This is a genomic window from Candidatus Methylomirabilota bacterium (assembly GCA_035764725.1).
Lineage (GTDB): Bacteria > Methylomirabilota > Methylomirabilia > Rokubacteriales > CSP1-6 > DASRWT01.
In genome coordinates this window covers 40,356-51,179 of the sequence record DASTYT010000129.1, presented here as the reverse complement: position 1 = coordinate 51,179, position 10,824 = coordinate 40,356, and the positions used below count along the sequence as shown (strand labels likewise).

At 71.0% G+C, this 10,824-nt stretch carries 11 protein-coding genes; 9 read left to right on the top strand and 2 right to left on the bottom strand.

All coding sequences use genetic code 11. From position 1 onward, the window contains the following. Positions 1-122: 122 nt before the first annotated feature. The 4 genes from VFX14_21485 to VFX14_21470 are packed head-to-tail and all read left to right on the top strand — an operon-like array spanning position 123 to position 3,791. On the top strand, positions 123-1,190 hold the full coding sequence (locus VFX14_21485) for a C-terminal binding protein (GenBank protein HEU5192272.1): 1,068 nt from the start codon (positions 123-125) through the stop codon (positions 1,188-1,190). 9 nt (positions 1,191-1,199) lie between these two features. Continuing rightward, positions 1,200-2,192 carry an aldo/keto reductase gene (locus VFX14_21480; protein ID HEU5192271.1) on the top strand — a complete coding sequence of 331 codons (993 nt, stop codon included), beginning with the start codon at positions 1,200-1,202 and terminating at the stop codon, positions 2,190-2,192. Between the two features lie 4 nt (positions 2,193-2,196). Beyond that, a complete protein-coding gene (locus VFX14_21475; GenBank protein ID HEU5192270.1) occupies positions 2,197-3,150 on the top strand; it encodes a D-2-hydroxyacid dehydrogenase family protein in 954 nt (317 codons plus the stop codon). Positions 3,151-3,167: 17 nt separating this feature from the next. Then, complete coding sequence (locus VFX14_21470) at positions 3,168-3,791, top strand: hypothetical protein (GenBank protein HEU5192269.1); 624 nt, start codon at positions 3,168-3,170, stop codon at positions 3,789-3,791. A gap of 22 nt (positions 3,792-3,813) precedes the next feature. Here the strand turns inward: VFX14_21470 and VFX14_21465 are convergent, their stop codons facing one another. Both VFX14_21465 and VFX14_21460 read right to left on the bottom strand, forming a co-directional pair. Next, positions 3,814-4,230: a hypothetical protein gene (locus VFX14_21465; protein HEU5192268.1), complete on the bottom strand. Its 417-nt coding sequence runs from the start codon at positions 4,228-4,230 to the stop codon at positions 3,814-3,816. 21 nt (positions 4,231-4,251) lie between these two features. Next, a complete protein-coding gene (locus VFX14_21460) occupies positions 4,252-6,285 on the bottom strand; it encodes a molybdopterin-dependent oxidoreductase (GenBank protein ID HEU5192267.1) in 2,034 nt (677 codons plus the stop codon). A gap of 97 nt (positions 6,286-6,382) precedes the next feature. Here VFX14_21460 and VFX14_21455 point away from each other — a divergent pair, with 97 nt between their 5' ends. From VFX14_21455 to VFX14_21435, 5 genes are read left to right on the top strand one after another with little or no spacing between them, the layout of a single operon-like run. Continuing rightward, positions 6,383-7,396, top strand: a complete 1,014-nt coding sequence (locus VFX14_21455) for a glycosyltransferase (protein ID HEU5192266.1) — start codon at positions 6,383-6,385, stop codon at positions 7,394-7,396. Between the two features lie 3 nt (positions 7,397-7,399). Continuing rightward, a complete protein-coding gene (locus tag VFX14_21450) occupies positions 7,400-8,134 on the top strand; it encodes an HD domain-containing protein (protein ID HEU5192265.1) in 735 nt (244 codons plus the stop codon). 59 nt (positions 8,135-8,193) lie between these two features. After that, positions 8,194-8,883, top strand: coding sequence for a nitrile hydratase subunit beta (gene nthB / locus VFX14_21445; protein ID HEU5192264.1), 690 nt, complete (start codon positions 8,194-8,196; stop codon positions 8,881-8,883). After that, positions 8,876-9,472 carry a nitrile hydratase subunit alpha gene (gene nthA / locus VFX14_21440; protein HEU5192263.1) on the top strand — a complete coding sequence of 199 codons (597 nt, stop codon included), beginning with the start codon at positions 8,876-8,878 and terminating at the stop codon, positions 9,470-9,472. Before nthB ends, nthA begins: the two co-directional genes overlap by 8 nt. 11 nt (positions 9,473-9,483) lie before the next feature. After that, entirely contained in the window at positions 9,484-10,350 is an 867-nt protein-coding gene (locus VFX14_21435; GenBank protein HEU5192262.1) for a nitrile hydratase accessory protein, read from the top strand. The last annotated feature ends 474 nt before the right edge of the window (positions 10,351-10,824 follow it).

The window sequence follows — 10,824 nt, the reverse complement described above, 5'->3', positions numbered from 1 at the left end:
ATGGCAGGGCCACCCTAGCACAGGAGGGCCTCGACTTGGCGTCGGCGCGAACGTAGACTTGGGGGCCGCAGCGCGCACCACGGCAGCTCAGAACTCAGTCCAGGACCGAGGAGGTCGCCGGCATGGCCGCAAGCACGAAGTTCAAGGTCGTCGTCCAGAAGCCGTCGGGCGGGATCGCCTTCGATCTCGCCGAGGGCGCCTACAAGATCGAGCGTGAGGCGCTCGACGCCATCGGGGCCGAGATCGTGGAGGTTCCGGCCAAGACCGAGGAGGAGTTCATCGCCGCGGCGAAGGACGCCGACGCCGTGATCGCGCGGAACCGCCGCATCACGGCCGCCATCATCAAGGAGCTGAAGAACTGCAAGGTCATCGGGCTGGGTAGCGTGGGCGCGGATACGGTGGACGTGGACGCGGCCACCGAGGCCGGCATCGTGGTCACCAACGTGCCCGACGTGTTCATCGACGAGGTCGCGGACCACACGCTCGCCATGTTCCTCGCCGCGCACCGCCGCCTCCGCCTCATGCACGAGCTGACGACGCAGGGCAAGTGGTCGGAGGGGCGCCCGTACTTCAAGGAGATCCCACGCCTCTACGGCCAGACGTTCGCCCTGATCTCGTTCGGCAACGTGGCCAAGGCGGTGGCGCGCCGCTGCCACGCGTTCGGCCTGCGCGTCATCGCCTACGACCCCTACCTCGCCGAGCTCGAGATGACGGCGGTGGGCGTCGAGCCGGTGACCAGCCTCATCGAGCTCTGCGAGCGCGGCGACTTCGTGTCCATGCACGCGCCGCTCAACAGCGAGACGCACCACATGATGAGCACCGCCCAGTTCCGGGCGATGAAGCGCACCGCCCTCTTCATCAACAACGGCCGCGGCCCGACGGTGGACGAGGCCGCGCTCATCGAGGCCCTCCGGCACGGGCAGATCGCCGGGGCCGCCCTCGACGTGTTCGAGGTGGAGCCGGTGGACCCGTCGAACCCGCTCCTCGCCATGGACAACGTGATCGTCACGCCGCACATCGCCTCGGCCACAGCGCGAATGGCGCCCGAGACGCGGCGCCGGCTCGGCCGCGAGATCGCCACCGTACTCCAGGGCAAGTGGCCGCGCTCGGCCGTCAACCCCGGCGTGCTCCCGCGGACCGGCCTCATCCGATGGCAGCCCTATCCCATGGGCCGCGGGCCCAACCGCTGAGGAGGCGCCATGCAGCACGTTCGCCTCGGCCGCACCGGCCTCACCGTCTCGCGCCTCTGCCTGGGCACCATGACGTTCGGGCTCCAGTGCGACGAGCCCACCTCGGTGGCCATCCTCGATCGCGCCGCCGCCGGCGGCATCACGTTCCTCGACACGTCGGACGTGTATCCGCTGGGCGGCGGCCTCGACACCGTGGGCCGCACCGAGGAGATCCTCGGCCGCTGGCTGGCCGGGCGCCGCCACGAGTTCATCGTCGCCACCAAGTGCAACGGGGCGATGAGCGCACGGCGCTGGGACCGGGGGCTCTCCCGCAAGCACATCCTCGACGCGATCGAGGGCTCGCTGCGCCGCCTGCGCACCGACTACGTGGACCTCTATCAGTGCCACGCCCCCGACGACGAGACACCCATCGACGAGACGCTGCGCGCCTTCGACGACCTGGTGCGGGCGGGCAAGGTGCGCTACATCGGCACCTCGAACTTCGTCACCTGGAAGATCGCGCGGGCGATGGGGCGGAGCGAGGTGCTCGGGGTCGCCCGCTTCGACTCCGCGCAGCCCCGCTACAACCTCCTCTTCCGCCAGATCGAACGCGACCTGCTCCCGATGTGCCGGGAGGAGGGCGTCGGCGTCATCCCGTACAACCCGCTCGCGGGCGGCCTGCTGTCCGGCAAGCACCGGAAGGACGGCGGACCCACCGCGGGCACCCGCTTCACGCTGGGCAACGCGGCGCGCCGCTATCAGGATCGCTACTGGCACGATCGCGAGTTCGCGACGGTGGAGTCGCTGAGGCCCCTCGCCGCGGAGGCGGGCCTCTCGCTCGCCCGCATGGCGGTGGGCTGGGTGCTCGCGCACCCCGCGGTGAGCGCCCCCATCATCGGGGCCAGCCGCCCCGAGCAGCTCGACGATGTGCTGCCGGTGGCCGAGAAGGGCATCGACGCCGAGCTCAAGGAGCGCCTCGACGCTCTCACCGCCGAGTATCGCCTCGGCGACGACGCCCGGTGACGCCATGACCCGCGTGGCGATCCTCGACGACTATCAGAACGTGGCGATGGGGCTCGCCGACTGGAAGAGCCTCCCCGCCGGCACCGAGGTGGTGGCGTTCCACGACCACCTCCACGAGCTGGACGCGGTGGCCAAGCGTCTCGCCGACTTCGACGTGGTGGTGGCAATGCGCGAGCGGACGGCGTTTCCGCGCGGGCTGCTCGAGAAGCTGCCCAAGCTCCGGCTGCTCGTCACCACCGGCATGCGCAACGCCTCCATCGACGTGAAGGCCGCGGCGGAGGGGGGCATCACGGTGTGCGGGACCTCGGGCCTGCCGTATCCCACCGCGGAGCTCACCTGGGGCCTCGTGCTCGCCCTGTTCCGGCGCATCGCCGTCGAGGACCGGGCCACCCGCGACGGTAAGTGGCAGACCACGCTGGGACTCGGGCTCAACGGCAAGACCCTCGGAGTGATCGGGCTGGGCACGCTCGGCTCGCGGGTGGCCCGCTACGGGAAGGCATTCGAGATGGAGGTGCTGGCGTGGAGCCAGAACCTGACCGCCGAGCGCGCGGCCGAGGTGGGCGCGACGCTCATCGGCAAGGACGAGCTGCTGCGGAGGTCGGACGTCGTGAGCATCCACCTCGTGCTGAGTGACCGCTCGCGGGGGCTCGTGGGCGCCCGGGAGCTCGGGCTCATGAAGCGCACCGCGTATCTCGTCAACACGTCCCGCGGGCCCATCGTCGACGAGGCGGCGCTCATCCGTGCGCTCCAGGATGGCGCCATCGCCGGCGCCGGCCTCGATGTGTTCGAGCCGGAGCCGCTGCCGCTCGACCATGCCTTCCGGAAGCTGCCGAACACCGTGATCACCCCGCATCTCGGCTACGTGACCGAGGAGACCTACCGTGTGTTCTTCGGCCACGCGCTCGAGGACGTGCAGGCCTTCCTGCGCGGGGCGCCGGTGCGGGTGCTCAAGCCCTAGCCGGGCTCCCGGCGCTCGTGCCCGCGTCCGCGACCGGCTGGGGCTTCACCCGGCACGAGCTGCGTGCGCTTCGCGCGCTCCGCGATCCCGCGGGCATTCAGCGCGCCCTCGACGCCATGCCATATCACCTGGCGACCACCGCATGGTCGCCCCGCCGCATCCTCCGCGAGCGCACCGCCCACTGTCTCGAGGGGGCGATCTTCGCCGCCGCCGCCCTCCGCGTGCTGGGCTTTCCTCCGCTGCTGCTGGATCTCGAGGCGGTGCAGGACTCCGACCACGTGGTGGCGGTGTTCCGCGTCCGCGGCCACTGGGGCGCCATCGCCAAGTCGAACTTCGCGGGCCTGCGCTATCGGGAGCCGGTGTACCGCACGCCGCGTGAGCTGGCGATGAGCTACTTCGAGGACTACATGAACCTCCGCGGCGAGCGCACGCTCCGCGCGTTCTCCCGTCCGGTCAACCTCGCTGCCTTCGACCGCCGACACCCGGGCTGGATGACCAGCGGCGGGGAGGTGTGGTGGATCGCCGAGCATCTGGCACGTGTGCCCCACACGCGCCTGCTCACGCCCGCCATGATTCGTGGGCTCTCCACGGTGGGACGCCGCTCGCTCAGCGCCGGCCTCGTCGGGTACCGCAAGCACTGAGCCTGGCAAGTGGGACGGCGCCTCAGAGCTCCATGGGCGGCCGCCCGAACCGGGCGCGCAGCCGATTGATGGCGCCGATCACCGCGGGCCGTGTCACCAGGCGCCGCTCGAGCGCGCGCTTGCCCGGGAAGTCCAGCAGGACGAACCCGATCAGGATGGTGAGCAGCCCCTGGCCGGGCACCCCGGGTATGGAGAGGAGCACACCCAGCGCCACGAGGCCCAGGCCCAGCAGGTTCTTGCCGCCCCGCCACGCCGCGCGCAGCAGCGGGGAGCGCGGCCACGCCGCCGCCGGCGCCCGCTCGCCGAAGTAGTCGGCGGGGAGGGAGACGAGCACCGCGGTCACCGCGACGAGACTCAGCAGGGACGAGCCGGCGAACAGGGCCGCTCCCCAAAGCAGGCGCTCGACCAGCGTGGTGCCTTCGAGCAGGTCGCCGAGCATCGCGAGCGGGCCGCGACCGCCTCAGCGCGAGGCGGCCGCGACCTCGACGCGCGCGTCGTTGTAGCAGGCCCCGCCCGCGAGATCCGCGTGGTGCGCGGGAGCGAGGGCGGACACCGTCTGGCCGTTGTCGCTGCTGCGGAGCCAGGCGCCCTTGAGCGATGAGACCACGCCGGGGCGCACCGCGTCGGTGATGCGCAGGGGCAGGCGCACCTCGCCGAGATCGTTCCACATGCGGACGAGGACGCCATGCACGAGGTTGCGCGCCCGCGCGTCGTCGGGATGCATCTCGAGCGCAGGGGTGCCGTGGCTGGTGGAGAGGCCCCCGAACGTCGAGGTGATGCGCTGGTCCGATGCCGGCGTGATCAGGGCGAGCGGATAGGCGCTCTCGACGGGCCGGAAGCTCGGCAAGGGCGCGCCGTACTTGCCCTCGAGGTACGGGGACGCGAGCTCGATCTTTCCCGACGGCGTGCGCGGGGCCACGTTGTGGAACATGCGTGCCGGCTCGCCCGCCACGTCCATCGGGAGCGGGCGGTCGGGCGCCACGCGGCTGCCGTTGAGGCCGCCCATGCGCGGATCGGCGGCGTCGACGGCGTCGTCCATCAGCGCCCGATCGTCGGCGAGGAAGATCGGATCGGTGAAGCCAAAGCGCGCGGCGAGCCGGCGGAAGATCTCCGTATTGGGTAGGGACTCGCCCTGGGGCGGGATCACCGCCTCCGCCCGCTGGAGCCAGTGCTGTCCGTAGGCGGGATAGAGATCGCCGTACTCGAAGTGGCTGGAGGCAGGCAGCACGATGTCGCAGTACGCGAGGCTGTCCGTCATGACCACGTCGCAGCCGACGGTGAAGAGATCCTCGCGTGCGAGGCCGCGGCGCATCCGGTTCTGGTCGGGGTGGACGATGAGTGGGTTGTGGTTGTAGACGAACAGCGACGTGATGGGTGGATCCAGGGCGGGGTCGAGGAGGTGGCGCCCAACGTCGATGATGTTGAGGGTGCGCGTGCCCGCGGGGACGAGGTCGGGACGCTGGAGGCGGGCCACCTTCTTGGGGAACGCCTGGCTCGCGCCGTTCACGAGCCCGCCCCCGCGCGGGCCCCACTTGCCTGCGAGCGCGGGGAGGGCGAACACCGCGCGGCAGCCGCTGCCGCCGTTCTGATTGCGCTCGAGGCCATTGCCCACGCTGATCGCGGCGGGGGAGAGCGTGTGATACCACTCGGCGAGCCGGCGGATGTCCGCCTCCGGCACGCCGCAGATCCCCGCCGCGACCTCCGGCGGATAGCGCCGGGCCTCGGCCATGAACGCGTCGAAGCCCTCGACGTGGGCGTCGATGAACGCTCGGTCCAGAGCCCCGCGCCGCTCCAGCTCCACCGCGAGGGCCCAGGCGAGCACGACGTCGGTGCCGGGACGCAACGCCACGTGGAGATCGGCCTGCTCGGCGAGCTTGATCCGCTTGGGATCCACCACGACCAGGCGCGCGCCCTGCTTCCTGGCCGCGTTGATCACGGGGGTGAGGTGCAGATTGCACCAGGTGACGTTGTTGCCCCAGACGATGACGAGACGCGCGTCGCGGACCGCTTCCGGCCGGATGCCCGGCACCGCGCCGTACGTGCCCATCCACGCCTCCCCGCGCACGCCGCCGCAGAGGGGCTTGCGATCGAGGAGCGACGCGCCGAGGCGATGGAAAAATCGGAGATCCATGGAGCCGCCCGCGAGCATACCGTGGGGGCCGGCGTAGTTGAGGGGCAGGATCGCCTGGGGGCCCTGGGCCGCGATGATCGCGCTCCAGCGCTCGTGAATGACGTCCAGCGCCTCCGCCCAGCCGATGCGCTCGAACCGGCCCTCGCCCTTGGCGCCCACGCGCCGCAGCGGCGTGAGGAGGCGGCCCGGCCCGTGGACCCACTCGGGATAGGCGGCGGGGACCTTGGCGCAGACCACGCCGGCCGTGTAGGGGTTCGCCCGGGAGCCGCGGACCGCGACCACGCGCTCGCGCTCCACCGTCACCGTCAGGCTGCAGGTATCCGGGCAATCGAGGGGACAGACGCTTGCGAGCTCCAGCGGCATGCACGAACCTCCCGTTCGACTCGGGCCGCGGCAGCTGGCCACGTCCCCGCGCTCCAGAGTACACTAGGAACACCAATCGCTTTGGAGGGGTACCCACATGCCTCAGCCGCTGGTCACCGTCGTCGTGGTGCCGCGGGAGCGGTTCAGCGTCAGCCAGCGGTCCCTGGAGGCCATCTACGCAAACACCGCGCCGCCGTTCGACCTGGTATACCTCGACGGCGGATCGCCGGCGTCGGTCCGGCGCTACCTCGCCGCACAGTCTCAGGCTCGGGGCTTCACGCTCGTACGCACTCCGCACCATCTCGTCCCCAACGCCGCGCGGAACCTCGGCCTCCGCCACGTCCGGACGCGCTACGTCGTGTTCATCGACAACGATGTCGTGCCCTCGCCGGACTGGCTGCCGCCGCTGGTCGAGTGCGCCGAGACCACGGGCGCCTGGGTGGTGGGCCCGCTCTACTTCATCGGTGAGCCCGAGGCCCAGGAGATCCACATGGCCGCCGGTGACGCGCGCATCGAGGACCGGCCCGGCGGCCGGCGCTTCATCGAGCGCCATCGCTTCGCGGGCAAGCGGTCGGCCGACGTGCGCTCGCACCTGGTTCGTCAGCCGTGCGAGCAGGTGGAGTTCCACTGCATGCTGGTGCGCACGGAGGTCTTCGAGCGCTTGGGGCCGCTTGACGAGCAACTCAAGAGCGTGGCCGAGCACACCGACCTCTGCCTGCTCGTGCGCCGCGAGGGCGGCGCGGTGTACTTCGAGCCCGGCTCCGTGGTGACCTACATTACGGGCGGCGTCTTCACCGCTGCGGACTACGCCTTCTTCTTCCGGCGCTGGAGCCGAGCCTGGACGCAGTCCTCGCTCGAGCACTTCCGCCGGAAGTGGGCGCTGCCGCCCGGCGAGGCGGGGCTCGCCGCGATCGCGAAGTGGGCGGAGGAGCACCGCTACATTCCCTTGCGGCCGGCGCTGAGCCGGCTCGAGCAGCGCCTCGGGCCGCGCTGGGGCAGCTGGGCGGTGCGTCAGCTCCTCGGCGTGGAGCGCCAGCTTAACCGCTGGTGGGAGCCGAGCGTCCGCGCGTCCCCTGCGGCCGCGCCCGAGCCGGAGCGCACGAAGGCCTGAGCAATGTTTCCCTACGCCCAGACCAACCTCCAGCTCTACCGGCAGCTCGCGGTGGAGGGCTATCCGTCCGCCGACGTCGAGACGGTGGCGCGCGCGCACGAGGTCGCGCTCACGCTCTTTCCCGGGACCTATCGTGGCTCCGGCAAGCCCTTCGTCTCGCATCTCGTAGGCACGGCGAGCGTGCTCGTGTGGCTCCGCGCACGCGTGCCCCTCGTGGTCACCGGGCTCCTCCATGCCGCCTATACTCACGGCGAGTTCGGCAACGGTTGGCGTGGGATGTCCGACGTCAAGCGCACGACGATCCGGCGGGAGATCGGGGAGGAGATCGAGGACCTGATCGCGCGCTACACCCAGCTGACGTGGCGGCGGAGCACCATCCCCGCGATCGGCGCGCGGCTCGACGCCATGAGCCCGCTCGAGCGCGACGTGCTCCTAGTACGGCTGGCCAACGAGCTCGAGGACCACCTGGACCTTGGCATCCTGTACCACGCCGACCACGAGCGGCGCCGCGCGTTCATGGAGGCGGATCTCGCCGCGACCGTCGAGATGGCGGAACGCCTCGGCGTGCCCGTCCTCGCCAAGGCCCTCACCGAGACCTTCGCGGAGATCGGCAGCGCCCGGGTGAGCGCCGCCCTCCGGCGGCCGCACGAGGAGTCGTTCCAGATTTTCCCCGCCTCGCACCGTCCCCGCCTGCGCGTGGTGCTGAGCCACCTGCTCGCCCGGCGGCCGTGGCGCTGAGCCCGCCTATCTTGACGCGACCCGGCGGCTCGGTCGATGATGCCTGATGAGGCGAGCCCATGGACGGCGTCCACGATCTCGGCGGCATGCACGGCTTCGGGCCGGTGGAGCGGGAGGTGAACGAGCCCGCGTTCCACGAGCGATGGGAGGCCGCCGTCTACGCGATCATGCGGGCGAGCCTGGGCACCGGGCAGTACACCCTCGACGAGTTTCGCCACGGGGTCGAGCGCATGGACCCCGCGCACTATCTCCGCTCCGGCTACTACGAGCACTGGCTGGACGGTATCGCCCGCGTGCTGATCGAGAAGGGCGTGGTATCGGGCGACGAGCTCGCCGCGCGCACCGCGTTCTTCGCCGAGCGCCCGGACGCGCCGGCGTCCGCGGCGGTGCGGGTCATGCCTGCCACTCCCGCCCCGCGCATCAAGTGGATGGCTCCCGAGTCCGAGCGCCCGGCGACGAAGCCGCCGCGCTTCGCGGTGGGCGAGATCGTCGTCACGCGCAACATCCATCCGACCGGACACACGCGCCTGCCGCGATACGCGCGAGGCAAGCACGGCGTGATCCACCGCCAGCACGGCACCCACGTCTTCCCCGACAGCAACGCCCACGGCGGCGGCGAGCAGCCGCAGGCGCTCTACAGCGTGCGCTTCGACGCGCGCGAGCTGTGGGGGCCCGCGGCGGAGCCGAACCAGCACGTCTACATCGATCTCTGGGAGCCGTATCTCGAGCCGGGAGCCCCCCGTGGGTAAGAACCACCCGAACGTCGACAAGTACGTGGTCTCGCGAGTGCGCGCGCTGGAGTCGATCCTCCTCGAGAAGGGGATCCTGCCGCCCGACGCGGTAGATCGCGTGGTCCAGCGCTACGAGGCCGACACCGGCCCGATGGTCGGCGTGCGCGCGGTGGCCCGCGCGTGGGTGGATTCGGCCTACAAGCAGCGGCTGCTCGAGGACCCGCGCGGTGCCCTCAAGGACTTCGGGCTCGACTACGAGGCGCTGCGCGTGGTCGAGAACACCCCGGCGGTGCACAACGTCGTCGTCTGCACGCTCTGCTCGTGCTATCCGTGGGCCGTGCTGGGGCTGCCGCCCACCTGGTACAAGATGCCCGCGTATCGTTCCCGAACCGTGGTGGAGCCTCGCAAGGTGCTGGCCGAGTTCGGGCTCACCATTCCCGAGTCGCGAGAGATCCGGGTGTGGGACTCGAGCGCGGAGCTGCGTTACATGGTGCTCCCGGAGCGCCCCGCGGGCAGCCAGGCGATGAGCGAGGCGGCGCTGATCCCGCTCATCACCCGGGACGCCCTCATTGGCGTCGCCGACGTCCGGCTGCCGTCTCCGGCCTGATCCCGTTCTCGATGGGCTACGAGCGCCGCCGCAATCTCGTCATCCGTCCCGACGGCCGCCTCGTCAACGTCGCGCGGCCGCGCGGGCACCTCTTCGTGTGCGCCAGCGGGTGCTGCTGCGGGCGCACGGAGGACGGCTTCCCGCCCGTCCCCACCGCGCTGTTCCACGGTGAATGGGAGCGGCGGCGCCTCCGGAACCTCGTCCACCTCACGATCGGCGGTTGCCTGGGGCCGTGCGCGCTCGCCAACGTGGCGCTCCTCCTCTTCGACGGCCAGGCGCAGTGGTTCCACTCGATGAATCACGACGCGCTCGTCCTCGCGCTCTACGATCACCTGGAGCGGATGCTCGACGCCGACGGCGTGCTGGCGCCCCCGCCCGCCCTCGCCCCGTATCACTTCAGCGGCTCCGCGTGGCAGCCGCGGCCGGACGGGCAGCCGGTCGAGGACTATCGCCCGCGACGCCGGGCCTGTCCCTCGGAGCCCGCGAGCTCGCCCCTTGCCGAGCATGCCTGCGCCGCCGAGCCGCCCGTGAGCGAGCACGCCGACGGACGCGTGGAGCGCCTCATCGCCGACATGAGTGGTCCGGCCGCGATGCCGCGCCGGAACGGCGAGCTGGTGTTCGCCGAGCCCTGGCAGGGACGGGCGTTCGGCATGGCGGTGGCGCTGTCCGAGGGAGGCGCGTTCTCGTGGGAGGAGTTCCGTCAGGCCCTGATCGCGGAGATCGCCGTCGCCGAGCGCCGGGAGGCACCCTTCGAGTACTACGAGGTGTGGCTCGCGACGTTCGAGCGGCTCCTCGTCGCGAAGGGCCTCGTCTCCACCGGCGAGATCGACGAGGCTGCATATCAGTTCGAGTTCGGCGAGCGCGACGACATCTTTTGATGCGCGCCCGCCGCCATGTGGGCCGAGCAACAAAGCTGAAGGCCCGCCCATCAGGGGCAGATTCTTCCCAACCCGCGCTTCCCCTCGTGGACTCGCGCACTTGCCCGTGGCGCGGCGCCGTGGCACCGCGCTTGCTCCCTTCTAGGGGCATGTGGCAGTCAACCGCAACTCCCAAGGAGGTCGTCATGGCCAAGAGAATGAACCTCGCGAAGCTCTGCTGGACAGTGATGGCGCTGGGCGCGGTGATGTTCCTCACGCACTCGGCCATTCTCGCCTTCGCCCGCTAAGACCAATCCCGGTCGCGCCGGCAACCCGGCGTGATCTGCGCTCGATACCAGGCGCCGACCACTCGTCATAGAGTGGCGGCGCCTGGACGTTTTACGGCGCTGGATCGCCGACAGCAAGATTGGCAACTGCTCGGAATCATTGGTCGCCTCCTCTGGAACGCCACTTGCTCCCGATAGGTCGGTAGGA